Genomic DNA, 13,364 nt, shown 5'->3' with positions numbered 1-13,364 from the left:
CGCTTGAGCCGGGCACCCGGTGCTGGACCCGGCCCTGGCCGCCCGGCTCAAGCGCGACCCCGCGGGCCTGGTCTGCGCCGTCGTCCAGCAGCACGACACCCGCGAGGTCCTCATGGTGGCCTGGATGGACGACGAGGCCCTGGCGCTGACCCTGAGCACCGGCCGGGCGACCTACTACTCGCGCAGCCGCGGGCAGCTGTGGCGCAAGGGCGACACCTCCGGGCACGTGCAGTGGGTCAGGTCCGCCGCGCTGGACTGCGACGGCGACGCGCTGCTGCTGCAGGTCGACCAGGTCGGCGCCGCCTGCCACACCGGCGACCGCACGTGCTTCGACGCCGGCCGGCTGCCCGCCGTCGTCGGCCAGGGCGTCGGTCGAGGCGCCGGCGAGGGCGTCGGCGAGGGCGCGTGAGCGCCGCCCGCGAGCGCGGCCGGCTGCTGCTGGCCGGTGCGGCCGGCGCCGTCGCCGCGCTCGCGGCCGGCGCCCCGACCTGGGTGAGCGGGGCGGTGCAGACCGCGACCGGCACCGCCCGCGTCGTCGCCGACGGCCGCTCGGCCGCACCGGTGGCCACCGCGCTCGCGCTCGTCGGCCTGGCCGCGGTCGTCGCCGGCGCCCTGGGGCGCCGGGTGGCCCGGGCGCTGGCGGCCGCGGTGCTCCTGGTCGCCGGGGTGGGCGTGGCCCTCTCCAGCGCCGCCGTCGCGACCTCCCCGCAGGCGGCGCTGGCCGCTCCGGCGCGGGCGGCCAGCGGCCGCACCGAGGTGCAGGTCGACGAGGAGGTGCGGGTGCGCCCCTGGCCGCTCGTCTCGGCGGCCGGCGGCGGTCTGCTGGCCCTGGCGGGCGCGGGCGTGCTGGTCCGCTCGCGGCGCTGGCAGCAGGTCCCGGCGACCTCGCGCTACGAGCGCGGCGCCACCCGCGCCGGGGTGCGGGGCGCGCCGTCCGCACCGCGGGCGGCCGAGGACCCGGCCGCGGCGTGGGACTCGCTGACGCACGGCGAGGACCCGACCGACCCGACGGACCCGCCCGGCCCGGTGGGCCCGGTGGGCCCGGCGCGCTGAGCCGCGCCCCGCGCCCGCCGGTACGGTGGGAGCAGCACGTCCCGCGATCCCCGAGGAGCCTCCCGTGAGCAGCCAGCAGACGCCGTCGACCAGCCCGGAGCGCCGCGGCGTCGACGGTGCGGACATCGTCGACGAGCACGGCCACGGCCACAGCGTCGCCGCCTGGGCCGGGGTGGGCGTGTGCCTGGTGGGCTTCCTGGTGCTGTGCCTGGCCGTCGTGGGCACCAGCCTGGTCTGGGGCATCGTCGGCAGCGTGGTCATCCTCGCCTCGCTCGTGGTGGCCGCCGTCCTGGCCAAGGCCGGCTACGGCGTCAAGACCGCCGACGGCCGCGCCGTCGGCGTCGGCCGCCCCCGCCACTGAGGCCGCCGGCGGTCGCGCCGGCCCGGGCGCGCCGCCGGGCCGGGGACGCGCGCACCCGCGGTCCCCGGCCGGGTCTACCCTCGTGGGCGTGACGGTCCTCGACGACATCCTGGCCGGCGTCCGCGAGGACATGGCGCAGCGCAAGGCGTTGACCACCCTCGACGAGCTCAAGGAGCGCGCGCACCGGCAGGTGCCCGCCAAGGACGCCCACGGCCTGCTCAAGCCCCGCGACGCCGAGCAGCGCGGCGTCAAGGTCATCGCCGAGGTCAAGCGCCGCAGCCCCTCCAAGGGAGCGCTCGCGCAGATCCCCGACCCGGCCGCCCTGGCCGCCCAGTACGAGCTCGGCGGGGCCAGCGTCATCAGCGTGCTCACCGAGCAGCGCCGCTTCGGCGGCAGCCTCGAGGACCTGCGCGCCGTGCGCTGCGCGGTCGACGTGCCCGTCCTGCGCAAGGACTTCGTCGTGGACTCCTACCAGCTGTGGGAGGCGCGCGCCTGGGGCGCCGACGTCGTCCTCCTCATCGTCGCCGCCCTCGAGCAGGAAGCCCTCGTGTCGCTCATCGAACGCGCCCACTCCCTGGGCATGACCGCCCTCGTGGAGGTCCACACCGCCGAGGAGGTCGCCCGCGCCCTCGACGCCGACGCCCGCGTCGTCGGGGTCAACAACCGCGACCTCAAGACGCTGGAGGTGCGCAACAGCACCTTCGCCGACCTCGCCCCGCTGCTGCCGGACACCGTCGTCAAGGTCGCCGAGTCCGGCGTGCAGGGCCCGCGCGACGTCGTGGAGTTCGCCCGCGCCGGTGCCGACGCCGTGCTGGTGGGGGAGACCCTCGTGCGCGGTGCGGACCCGCGCCGCGCGGTGGCCGACCTCGTGGCCGCCGGCGCCCACCCGGCCGTGCAGGCGGTGCGCCCGTGAGCACCGAGGCCCCCCCGACCGGCGGCGCCCCGGCGCCCGCCCGCTCCTTCAGCGCCGAGCGCGGCCCGTACTTCGGCCGCTTCGGCGGCCGCTTCGTGCCCGAGGCGCTCGTGGCCGCCCTCGACGAGATCGCCGCGGCGCACGCGGCCGCGATGGCCGACGAGGGCTTCCTCGCCGAGCTCGCGGAGCTGCACCGCACGTACTCCGGGCGCCCCAGCATCATCACCGAGGTGCCGCGCTTCGCCGCCCACGCGGGCGGCGCGCGCCTGCTGCTCAAGCGCGAGGACCTCAACCACACCGGCTCGCACAAGATCAACAACGTGCTCGGCCAGGCGCTGCTCACCCGGCGCATGGGCAAGCGGCGGGTGATCGCCGAGACCGGCGCCGGCCAGCACGGCGTGGCGACGGCGACGGCCGCCGCGCTCATGGGGCTGGAGTGCACGGTCTACATGGGCGAGGAGGACACCCGCCGCCAGGCGCTCAACGTCGCCCGGATGCGGCTGCTCGGCGCCGAGGTGGTGCCCGTCACGACCGGCAGCCGCACCCTCAAGGACGCCGTCAACGAGGCGTTCCGCGACTGGGTCGCCTCGGTGGACACCACCCACTACGTCTTCGGCACGGTCGCCGGCCCGCACCCCTTCCCGGTGCTGGTGCGCGACCTGCAGCGCATCGTCGGCGTGGAGGCCCGCGCCCAGGTGCAGGAGCTCGTGGGCCGGCTGCCCGACGCGGTCCTGGCGTGCGTGGGCGGCGGTTCGAACGCGATCGGCATCTTCCACGCCTTCCTCGACGACCCCTCGGTGGCCCTGCACGGCTACGAGGCGGGCGGCGACGGGGTGGAGACCGGCCGCCACGCGGCCTCCATCACCGGCGGCGGGACGGGCGTCTTCCAGGGCGCCCGGCAGTTCGTGCTGCAGGACGAGGACGGGCAGACGGTGGAGTCGCACTCGATCTCCGCCGGTCTGGACTACCCCGGCGTCGGCCCCGAGCACGCCTGGCTCGCCGACACCGGCCGGGCCAGCTACCACCCGATCACCGACGCGCAGGCGATGGACGCCTTCAAGCTGCTGTGCCGCACCGAGGGCATCATCCCGGCCATCGAGAGCTCGCACGCCCTCGCCGGCGCGCTGCAGCTGGGCCGCGAGCTCGGCCCGGACGCCGTGCTGCTGGTGAACCTGTCCGGGCGCGGCGACAAGGACGTCGACACCGCCGCGCGCTGGTTCGGGCTGGTCAGCGACGCCGACCTCGTGGCGTCGGAGGCGCGGCGCGTCGCGGACGCGCCCGAGGACACCGAAGGATCGGGTTGGTGAGCAGCTCCGTGACCAGCACCACGTCCGGCACCGCGTCCGGCAGCGCGCCCGGCGCGCCGGCCACCGCGGCCGCCGCGGTCGACCGCGCCCGGGCCGAGGGCCGCGCCGCCCTCGTGGCGTACCTGCCCGTCGGCTTCCCCGACGTCGACGCCTCGATCGCGGCCGCCAAGGCCGCCGTCGCCGGCGGGGCCGACGTCGTCGAGCTCGGCCTGCCGTACTCCGACCCCACGATGGACGGCGCGACGATCCAGCGCGCCGTCGACGTGGCCCTGGCCGCGCGCACCCGCCCGGCCGACGTGCTGCGCGCCGTCGAGGAGGTCGCGGCCACGGGCGCCGCCGTGCTCGTCATGACGTACTGGCCGCCGGTGGACCGCTACGGCGTGGACCGCTTCGCCGCCGACCTCGCCGCCGCGGGCGGGGCCGGGCTCATCACGCCCGACCTCATCCCCGACGAGGCGGGCGCCTGGCTGGCCGCCAGCGACGCCCACGACCTCGAGCGCGTCTTCCTCGTCGCCCCCAGCTCCACCGACGCCCGGCTGGTGATGACCGCGGCCGCGTGCCGGGGCTTCGTCTACGCGGCCTCGCTGATGGGCGTCACAGGAACGCGTGCCACCGTGGGTGCGGGAGCCGGCGAGCTCGTCCGCCGCACCCGCGCGGCCGGTGCCGAGCGGGTCTGCGTCGGGCTCGGCGTCTCCACCCGGGAGCAGGCGGCGCAGGTGGCCGGCTACGCCGACGGCGTCATCGTCGGCTCGGCGTTCGTCCAGCGCATGCTGGACGCCGACGGCCCGGCCGCGGGTGCGCGCGCGGTCGCCGAGCTGGCCGAGCAGCTGAGCGAGGGCGTCCGCTCGGGAGCCGCGGCCGGCTGACGCGCCCCGCCGTTGCCGGCCCGAGACCACCAGGCCCCGGACGGGGCGAGTCGCGCAGAGGAGAGACGTTGAGCAGCAGGAAGCGCCCCGGTGGCAACCCGGCCCGTGCGGCGGAGGCCGAGGAGGCGCGCGCGGCCCGCCAGGCCCGCGCGGCGGCGATGCGCCGGCGCGAGGCGGCCCGCGAGCGCAGCCGCCGCGTCGTGCTGCTCACCCTCGCCGTGGTCCTCGTCCTGGCGGTCGTGGCCACCGTGGTCGTCCTCGTGCAGCGCCAGCGCGACGCCGCCACGAGCACCGAGGGCGCGACCCCGCCGGGCGTGACCGCCGACGACGGCGGCTACGTGCTGCCCGGCACCCCCGCTGCGGGCGCCCCGACGCTGGACATCTGGCTGGACTACCAGTGCCCGGTCTGCAAGCAGTTCGAGGACGTCAGCGGCGAGGTCTACCCGCAGCTGGCCGCCGAGGGCAGGGCGAAGGTCGTCGTCCACACGCTGAGCTTCCTCGACGACCGGCTGGGCAACGACGCCTCCGAGCGCGCCGCCGAGGGCGCGGCGGCCGCCGCGGCGCAGGGCCGCTTCGTGGAGTACACCCAGCAGGTCTTCGCGAACCAGCCCGAGCGGGAGGGCGAGGGCTACACCGACGACGAGCTGCAGGGCTTCGCCGACGAGGCCGGCGTCGCGGACGTCGAAGCGTGGCGGGCGTCCCTGGACAGCCACGAGTACGCGGGCTTCGTGCGCCGCGTGCAGGCCGCGATGGACGCCCAGCAGGTCGCCGGCACCCCGACGGTGCGCCTGACGAAGGCGGACGGCACGGTCGTGGACGTCTCCCAGCCCACCGAGGGCGGGGACGGCAGCATCGCCCGGCTGCTCGGCGCGGACGGCGCGCGCTTCCTCACCGACCAGGTCGCGGCCGCGACCGCGGCGCCGTGATCGGCGCGGCCGTGCGGGCGGCGATCCCCAGCCCGACGCAGGGCGTCTGGCACCTGGGCCCAGTCCCGCTGCGCGCCTACGCGCTGTGCATCGTGCTCGGCATCGTGCTCGGGGTGCTCATCGCCGAGCGGCGCTGGCGGGCCAAGGGCGGCCGGCCGGACTTCGTCCTCGACGCGGCGGTGTGGGCGGTGCCGCTGGGCGTCGTCGGCGCCCGGGTCTACCACGTGATCACCTCTCCGCAGGCGTACTTCGGCGCCGGCGGGGAGCCGGTGCGCGCGCTGTACGTGTGGGAGGGCGGCCTGGGCATCTGGGGCGCCGTCGCCGGCGGCGCCCTCGGCGCCTGGATCGCCTGCCGCCGCGCGGGCTACCGCCTGGCGCCGCTGGCCGACGCGATGGCCCCGGGGGTGCTGGTGGCCCAGGCCGCCGGGCGCTGGGGCAACTGGTTCAACAACGAGCTGTACGGGCGGGCCACCGACCTGCCGTGGGCGCTGACGATCCACCGGTGGGACGCGGCGGCCGGCGAGGCGGTGACCGGCCCCGACGGGCAGCCGCTCGTGCTGGGCACCTTCCACCCGACCTTCCTCTACGAGTCCCTGTGGTGCCTGCTGGCGGCCGCCGCCATCGTGCTGGCCGACCGCCGCTGGCGGCTGGTGCACGGGCAGGCCTTCTGGCTCTACGTCGTCCTCTACACCGCGGGGCGCTCGGTGTTCGAGGCGCTGCGCGTCGACGAGGCGAACACGATCGGCCCGCTGCGGGTCAACCAGTGGGTCGCGGCCGTCGTCCTGCTGGCGGCGCTGGCGGCGCTGGTGCGCTCGCGCCGCCAGCACCGCGACGAGCGCGGTCGGGGCGAGCCGCTGGAGCGGGTACCCTCCTCGGGGTCCCCGACGGCCACCAGCCCGTCGGACGACCACGCGCAGCAGGGCGGTGGACCGACCGTGATCGACCCTGTGCGGCGCACCTCAGCGGGGAGCGACCCGCAGGATTCGTGATCGCCCGGTGACGTCGGAGTGCGCCTGAGCACCGCGTCGCGGGCGTTACAGTGAGGTGAACGCGGGCCAGCGCCGTCCCCCGTTCGAGGTGTGCACCTCCCAGGTGCGCACCTCGTCTCGACGTGGCCCACCAGGCCAGGAGAGACGACACGCTCGAAGAGACCCGTCGAGAGACCCCCCTGTCCACCGAGGTCCTCGGACCTCTCTGCGAGGACGGTGCACTTGATGTCGCATTCCCCCGCGTCGCACCCGACACCCCGTTCGGCCCAGGCGGTCCGGCCCCTGCCGTTCACCTCCTTCCCGCCGAACGCCGGTCTCTACGACCGCGCCGCCGAGCACGACGCCTGCGGCGTCGCGTTCGTCGCCACCATGCGCGGCGAACCCGGTCACGACATCGTCGACCACGCGCTGACGGCGCTGCGCAACCTGGACCACCGCGGTGCCGTGGGCGCCGAGACCAACACCGGAGACGGTGCCGGCATCCTCACCCAGGTCCCCGACGAGTTCCTGCGCGCCGTCACGGCGGAGCTGGGCATCGAGCTGCCCGCCGCCGGCGCCTACGCCGTCGGCAACGCCTTCCTGCCCGTGGACCCGACGCAGCGGGCCGAGGCCGTGCGCCGCATCGAGGAGATCGCCGACGAGGAGCAGGTGGACGTCCTCGGCTGGCGCGACGTCCCGGTGACCGCCGACCTCGTGGGCCAGCAGGCCCGCGCCTGCATGCCCTTCTTCGCGCAGCTCTTCGTCGCCGGCCGGGCGGGGGAGGCCGGGATCGACCTCGACCGCCGCGTCTACGCCCTGCGCAAGCGCTCCGAGCGCGACCTCGGCGTGTACTTCCCCTCGCTGTCGGCGCGGACGATCGTCTACAAGGGCATGCTCACCACCGGTCAGCTGGAGCCCTTCTTCCCGGACCTGTCCGACCGGCGCTTCACCAGCGAGATCGGCCTGGTCCACTCCCGCTTCTCGACGAACACCTTCCCGAGCTGGCCGCTGGCGCACCCCTTCCGCACCATCGCGCACAACGGCGAGATCAACACCGTCAAGGGCAACCGCAACTGGACCGCCGCCCGCGAGTCGACGATGAGCACCCCGCTCATCCCCGGCGACGTGCAGCGCCTGGGCCCCATCTGCGCGACCGAGGGCTCGGACTCCGCCTCCTTCGACGAGGTCCTGGAGCTGCTGCACCTGGCGGGGCGCTCGCTGCCGCACGCGGTGCTGATGATGATCCCCGAGGCGTGGGAGAACAACACCGAGATGGACCCGGCCCGCCGGGCCTTCTACGAGTTCCACTCGATGTTCTCCGAGCCCTGGGACGGGCCGGCCAACCTGACCTTCACCGACGGCACCCTCGTCGGCTGCGTCCTGGACCGCAACGGCCTGCGCCCCTCGCGCTACTGGGTCACCGACGACGGCCTGGTCGTGCTGGCCTCCGAGACCGGCGTGCTCGACCTGGACCCCGCCTCGATCGTCACCCGCGGCCGCGTGGCCCCCGGCAAGATGTTCCTCGTCGACACCGCCGCCGGGCGCATCGTCGACGACGAGGAGATCAAGGCCGAGCTGGCCGCCGCCCAGCCGTACGCCGAGTGGCTCAAGAAGGTCGTGCACCTGGGCGAGCTGCCCCAGCGCGAGCACGTCGTGCACAGCCACGCCTCGGTGACCCGCCGCCAGCAGACCTTCGGCTACACCGAGGAGGAGCTGCGGCTCATCCTGGCCCCGATGGCCCGCGCCGCGGCCGAGCCGATCGGCTCGATGGGCTCCGACACCCCCATCGCCGTGCTCTCCCAGCGCCCGCGGCTGCTCTTCGACTACTTCACCCAGCTCTTCGCCCAGGTCACCAACCCGCCGCTGGACGCCATCCGCGAGGAGCTCGTCACCTCGCTGATCACCGCGGCCGGCCCGCAGCAGAACTTCCTGGGCGAGTCGCCGGCGCACTGCCACCAGCTGGTGCTGCCCTTCCCGGTCGTCGACAACGACGAGCTGGCCAAGATCGTCCACATCGACAAGGACCGCCGCAACCCGGGCCGCACGACGCACACCGTCAAGGGCCTGTACCGGGTGGCCGGCGGCGGCGCGGAGCTGGCCCGGCGCATCGAGGAGATCCGCGCGGAGGTCTCGCGCGCGATCGCCGACGGCGCGGTCTTCGTCGTGCTCTCCGACCGCGACTCCAACGCCGAGCACGCGCCGATCCCGTCGCTGCTGCTGACCAGCGCCGTGCACCACCACCTGGTGCGCCAGAAGCTGCGCACCCAGGTCGGCCTGGTCGTCGAGGCCGGCGACGTGCGCGAGGTGCACCACGTCGCGCTGCTCATCGGCTACGGCGCCGCCGCGATCAACCCGTACCTGGCGATGGAGACCGTCGAGGACCTCGTCCGCAACGGCGTGATCACCAACGTCGACGCCCAGACCGCGGTGCGCAACCTCATCAAGGCGCTCGGCAAGGGCGTGCTGAAGGTCATGTCGAAGATGGGCATCTCGACGGTGGCCTCCTACCGCGGCGCGCAGGTCTTCGAGGCCCTGGGGCTCTCGCAGACCCTCGTCGACGAGTACTTCACCGCCACCACCTCGCGCCTGGGCGGCGTCGGCCTCGACGTCCTGGCCGAGGAGGTCGCCCAGCGCCACCGCCTGGCCTACCCCCTGGAGGGGCAGGAGCGCGCCCACCGCCGGCTGGAGACCGGCGGGGAGTACCAGTGGCGCCGCGAGGGCGAGCCGCACCTGTTCGACCCCGAGACGGTCTTCCAGCTGCAGCACTCCACCCGCCAGCGCAACGAGGCCCTCTTCCGCAAGTACACCTCCCGGGTGGACGAGCAGTCCGAGCGCCTCATGACGCTGCGCGGCCTGCTGCAGCTGCGCAAGGGCGCGCGCGAGCCGATCCCGCTGGAGGAGGTCGAGCCCGTCAGCGAGATCGTCAAGAGGTTCAACACCGGCGCGATGAGCTACGGCTCCATCAGCCAGGAGGCCCACGAGGTCCTCGCGGTCGCCATGAACCGCCTCGGCGGGCGCTCCAACTCCGGCGAGGGCGGCGAGGACGTGGACCGCCTCTACGACCCCGAGCGCACCTCCCGGGTCAAGCAGATCGCCTCCGGCCGCTTCGGCGTGACGAGCAACTACCTCACCTCGGCGACCGACCTGCAGATCAAGGTCGCCCAGGGCGCCAAGCCGGGCGAGGGCGGGCAGCTGCCGGGCCACAAGGTGTACCCGAACATCGCCAGGACCCGGCACTCCACGCCGGGCGTGGGGCTCATCTCGCCGCCGCCGCACCACGACATCTACTCCATCGAGGACATCGCCCAGCTCATCCACGACCTCAAGAACGCGAACCCGGCCGCCCGGGTCCACGTCAAGCTCGTCTCCGAGGTCGGGGTCGGCACGGTCGCGACCGGCGTGTCCAAGGCCAAGGCCGACGTCGTGCTCATCTCGGGCGCCGACGGCGGGACGGGCGCGGCCCCGCTCACCAGCCTCAAGCACGCCGGCGGCCCCTGGGAGCTCGGCCTGGCCGAGACCCAGCAGACCCTCGTCGTCAACGGGCTGCGCGACCGGATCGTCGTCCAGGTCGACGGGCAGTTCAAGACCGGCCGCGACGTCGTCATCGCCGCCCTGCTCGGGGCGGAGGAGTTCGGCTTCGCGACCGCTCCGCTGGTCGTCTCCGGCTGCATCATGATGCGGGTGTGCCAGCTGGACACCTGCCCCGTCGGGGTGGCCACCCAGAACCCGGAGCTGCGGGCGCGCTTCACCGGCAAGGCCGAGTACATCGTGAACTTCTTCGAGTTCATCGCCCAGGAGGTGCGCGAGCTGCTGGCCTCGCTGGGCTTCCGCTCCGTGGAGGAGGCCGTCGGCCACGTCGAGGTCCTCGACACCCGCCGCGCGGTCGCGCACTGGAAGGCCTCGGGCCTGGACCTGGCGCCGATCCTGCACGCACCGGTCCCGCCGGAGGGCTCCACGCTGCACCGCTCGCAGGAGCAGGACCACGGTCTGGAGAAGGCGCTGGACCACGTCCTCGTGGAGCGCGCCAGCGGTGCGCTGCGCGACGGCACCCCGGTGCGCATCGAGCTGCCCGTGCGCAACGTCAACCGCACCGTCGGCACCCTGCTGGGCCACGAGGTGACCAAGCGGTACGGCGAGCAGGGGCTGCCCGAGGGCACGATCGACGTGACGTTCACCGGCTCCGCCGGCCAGTCGCTGGGCGCCTTCCTGCCCCGCGGCATCACGCTGCGGCTGTTCGGCGACGCCAACGACTACGTCGGCAAGGGGCTGTCGGGCGGCACGGTCGTCGTGCGCCCCGACCGCGCGTCGGGCTCGCGCGAGCGCGACATCGTCGCCGGCAACGTCATCGGCTACGGCGCGACGAGCGGTTCGCTCTTCCTGCGCGGCGAGGTGGGGGAGCGCTTCTGCGTGCGCAACTCCGGTGCCACCGCCGTCGTCGAGGGCGTCGGCGACCACGCGCTGGAGTACATGACCGGCGGTGAGGTCGTCGTCCTCGGGCGGGTCGGGCGCAACGTGGCCGCCGGCATGTCCGGCGGCTTCGCCCACGTGCTCGACCTCAAGGAGAGCCGCGTCAACCGCGACATGGTCGACGTCCAGCCGATGGACGACGAGGCCGCGGCCCGCGTGCACGACCTGCTCGTGGCCCACCGCGAGCACACCGACTCCACCACCGCCGCCAAGCTGCTCTCCGACTGGGGCGCCGCCCGGCAGCGGTTCTCGACGATCGTCCCGCGGGACTACCGCCGCGTCATGGAGGTGCGGGCCAAGGCCGTCAGCGACGGCCTCGCCCCCGACTCCGAGGCGGTCCTGACCCGCATCATGGAGGCTTCTCATGGTTGATCCCCGCGGGTTCCTCACCGTCCGCGAGCGCGAGCTGCCGCCGCGGCGCCCGGTGCCGCTGCGCCTCATGGACTGGCGCGAGGTCTACGAGAAGCAGGACCTCGGCACCCTGCAGCGCCAGGCGGGCCGCTGCATGGACTGCGGCATCCCGTTCTGCCACAACGCCTGCCCGCTGGGGAACCTCATCCCCGAGTGGAACGACCTGGTCAGCCGCGGCGACATGCGCGAGGCCATCGAGCGCCTGCACGCGACCAACAACTTCCCCGAGTTCACCGGGAAGCTGTGCCCGGCGCCGTGCGAGTCGGCCTGCGTGCTGGGCATCAACCAGCCGCCGGTGACGATCAAGCAGGTCGAGGTGATGATCGCGGAGAACGCCGCCGACAACGGCTGGCTGGAGCCGCGCGTCCCCGAGCGGCTGACCGGCAAGACGGTCGCCGTCGTCGGTTCCGGCCCCGCGGGGCTGGCCGCCGCGCAGCAGCTGACCCGCGCCGGTCACACCGTCGCCGTCTACGAGCGCGACGACAGGATCGGCGGGCTGATGCGCTACGGCATCCCCGAGTTCAAGATGGAGCGCTCGGTCCTGGACCGCCGCCTGGCGCAGATGGAGGCCGAGGGCACCCGCTTCCGCCCGGGCGTGGACATCGGCACCGACATCACCGGCGAGCAGCTGCGCGACCGCTACGACGCCGTCGTGGTGGCCACCGGCGCGACCCAGTGGCGCGACGTCGACCTGCCCGGCCGCGAGCTGGAGGGCATCCACCAGGCGATGCGGTACCTGCCGCCGACCAACCGCGTCGCGGTCGGCGAGGAGCGCCCGGCGGACTACATCGACGCCGCCGGCCTCGACGTCGTCGTCATCGGCGGCGGCGACACCGGCTCGGACTGCTACGGCACCGCCCTGCGCCAGGGCGCGCGCTCGGTGACCCAGCTGGACATCTACCCGCAGGCCCCGGGCGACCGCACCGAGGACGAGCCGTGGCCGACGATGCCGAAGGTCTTCAGCGTCTCCTCCTCCCACGAGGAGGGCGGCGAGCGGCGCTTCTCCGCCTCGACGCAGGCCTTCATCGGCGACGAGCACGGCCGCGTGAAGGCGCTGCGCATCGTCGAGGTGCGCAAGGTCGACGGCACGTGGACGCCCGTGGAGGGCACCGAGCAGGACCTGCCGGCGCAGCTGGTGCTGCTGGCCATCGGCTTCGCCGGCCCCGAGCAGGGCGGCCTGGTCCCCCAGCTGGGCCTGGCGCCGGACGCGCGGACCCGCTTCAGCCGCACCGCCGACTACGCGACGTCCACCCCGGGCGTCTTCGTCGCCGGTGACGCCGGCCGCGGGCAGTCGCTCATCGTCTGGGCGATCGCGGAGGGCAGGGCCTGCGCCGCGGCCGTCGACGAGTTCCTCATGGGCGACACCGCCCTGCCCTCGCCGATCCGCGCGGACGCGGCCCCGCTGACCGCCTGAGGCCCCGCGAGCCCGTCGCACGTGCCGCCGACCCGCCCCGAGCGGGTCAGCGCACGCGCGGCGGGCTCGTGTAGTACCGGGTGAGCCACCGGCTCAGCCCGTCCAGGCCGGGGAAGAGCACGCGCTCGGTGATGTTGGCCTGGTCCAGCCGCTCGCGCACCTGCGGCTTGAGCCGCGCGCTGACCACGACGCGGCGCACCATGGGCGGCTCGGCGGCCACCAGCCACTCGTCGGTGCGCTCGGCCGCCGAGGAGAGCACCGAGAAGCTCGCGTACTGGTTGACGATCCGGTCGTCCAGCGAGGGCGGCTCGAAGAAGACCAGGAACGCCTCGCCGTGCAGGCCGTCGAAGGCGGTCAGGTCGGGGGCGACCTCGCCGAGCTGGTCCACGGTGAACTGCGCCCCGCCGGAGCTCGCCAGCACCTCGCCCAGCACGGCGGGCAGCCGCCGGTGGGCGGCCACGAAGTCCGCCGACCACACGGCGCCGTCCACGTCGTGGCGGGCGACGTCGGCGGTCGCGAAGTGCAGCGCCACCAGGGGGGAGTAGGTCCAGTCCAGCACCCGCGTCGGCAGGCCGTGGTGCTGGGCCAGGGTCAGCCACTCCCAGTCGCTGTCCTGGCGCTTGAACGGCATCCGCGAGTACTTGCGGAAGTTGCGCAGCAGGTCGCCCTCGCGCTCGG

General features: G+C 74.8%; 11 protein-coding genes. 10 read left to right on the top strand and 1 reads right to left on the bottom strand.

What is annotated here, in order from left to right:
• The first annotated feature begins 19 nt into the window (after positions 1 to 19).
• From hisI to GTQ99_RS11140, 10 genes are all read left to right on the top strand, one after another.
• Positions 20 to 409, top strand: a complete 390-nt coding sequence (gene hisI, locus GTQ99_RS11185) for a phosphoribosyl-AMP cyclohydrolase (RefSeq protein ID WP_166615809.1) — start codon at positions 20 to 22, stop codon at positions 407 to 409.
• Positions 406 to 1,053, top strand: a complete 648-nt coding sequence (locus GTQ99_RS11180) for a Trp biosynthesis-associated membrane protein (RefSeq protein ID WP_166615808.1) — start codon at positions 406 to 408, stop codon at positions 1,051 to 1,053. Before hisI ends, GTQ99_RS11180 begins: the two co-directional genes overlap by 4 nt.
• A gap of 64 nt (positions 1,054 to 1,117) precedes the next feature.
• Positions 1,118 to 1,414 (top strand): DUF2207 domain-containing protein, encoded by a 297-nt coding sequence (locus tag GTQ99_RS11175; RefSeq protein ID WP_166615807.1) that lies wholly within the window; start codon positions 1,118 to 1,120, stop codon positions 1,412 to 1,414.
• A gap of 88 nt (positions 1,415 to 1,502) precedes the next feature.
• Positions 1,503 to 2,327, top strand: coding sequence for an indole-3-glycerol phosphate synthase TrpC (trpC, locus tag GTQ99_RS11170; RefSeq protein ID WP_166615806.1), 825 nt, complete (start codon positions 1,503 to 1,505; stop codon positions 2,325 to 2,327).
• Positions 2,324 to 3,634 (top strand): tryptophan synthase subunit beta, encoded by a 1,311-nt coding sequence (gene trpB / locus GTQ99_RS11165; protein WP_166615805.1) that lies wholly within the window; start codon positions 2,324 to 2,326, stop codon positions 3,632 to 3,634. The genes trpC and trpB overlap by 4 nt, the downstream gene beginning before the upstream one ends.
• Complete coding sequence (trpA, locus tag GTQ99_RS11160; RefSeq protein WP_338074920.1) at positions 3,631 to 4,500, top strand: tryptophan synthase subunit alpha; 870 nt, start codon at positions 3,631 to 3,633, stop codon at positions 4,498 to 4,500. Before trpB ends, trpA begins: the two co-directional genes overlap by 4 nt.
• A 68-nt stretch (positions 4,501 to 4,568) precedes the next feature.
• Positions 4,569 to 5,426 carry a DsbA family protein gene (locus GTQ99_RS11155; protein ID WP_166615804.1) on the top strand — a complete coding sequence of 286 codons (858 nt, stop codon included), beginning with the start codon at positions 4,569 to 4,571 and terminating at the stop codon, positions 5,424 to 5,426.
• The gene (gene lgt, locus GTQ99_RS11150) at positions 5,423 to 6,415 is read left to right on the top strand and encodes a prolipoprotein diacylglyceryl transferase (RefSeq protein WP_166615803.1); all 993 of its coding nucleotides are present in this window, start codon (positions 5,423 to 5,425) and stop codon (positions 6,413 to 6,415) included. The genes GTQ99_RS11155 and lgt overlap by 4 nt, the downstream gene beginning before the upstream one ends.
• 225 nt (positions 6,416 to 6,640) lie before the next feature.
• The gene (gene gltB, locus GTQ99_RS11145) at positions 6,641 to 11,233 is read left to right on the top strand and encodes a glutamate synthase large subunit (RefSeq protein ID WP_205707250.1); all 4,593 of its coding nucleotides are present in this window, start codon (positions 6,641 to 6,643) and stop codon (positions 11,231 to 11,233) included.
• On the top strand, positions 11,226 to 12,686 hold the full coding sequence (locus tag GTQ99_RS11140; protein ID WP_166615802.1) for a glutamate synthase subunit beta: 1,461 nt from the start codon (positions 11,226 to 11,228) through the stop codon (positions 12,684 to 12,686). Before gltB ends, GTQ99_RS11140 begins: the two co-directional genes overlap by 8 nt.
• A 46-nt stretch (positions 12,687 to 12,732) precedes the next feature.
• On the opposite strand, the gene GTQ99_RS11135 is transcribed toward GTQ99_RS11140, so the two are convergent.
• The coding region (locus GTQ99_RS11135) for an FRG domain-containing protein (RefSeq protein WP_166615801.1) at positions 12,733 to 13,364 on the bottom strand (632 nt) is incomplete at its 5' end.

This window comes from Kineococcus vitellinus, from assembly GCF_009906315.1.
Classification (GTDB): domain Bacteria; phylum Actinomycetota; class Actinomycetes; order Actinomycetales; family Kineococcaceae; genus Kineococcus; species Kineococcus vitellinus.
Note: the sequence above shows the minus strand (reverse complement) of the source record. Positions and strands in the feature narration are given on the sequence as shown.

Coding starts and splice junctions, on each gene's coding strand:
- gltB (WP_205707250.1), top strand. CDS start 6,641: ATGTCGCATTCCCCCGCGTCGCACCCGACACCCCGTTCGGCCCAGGCG.
- GTQ99_RS11140 (WP_166615802.1), top strand. CDS start 11,226: ATGGTTGATCCCCGCGGGTTCCTCACCGTCCGCGAGCGCGAGCTGCCG.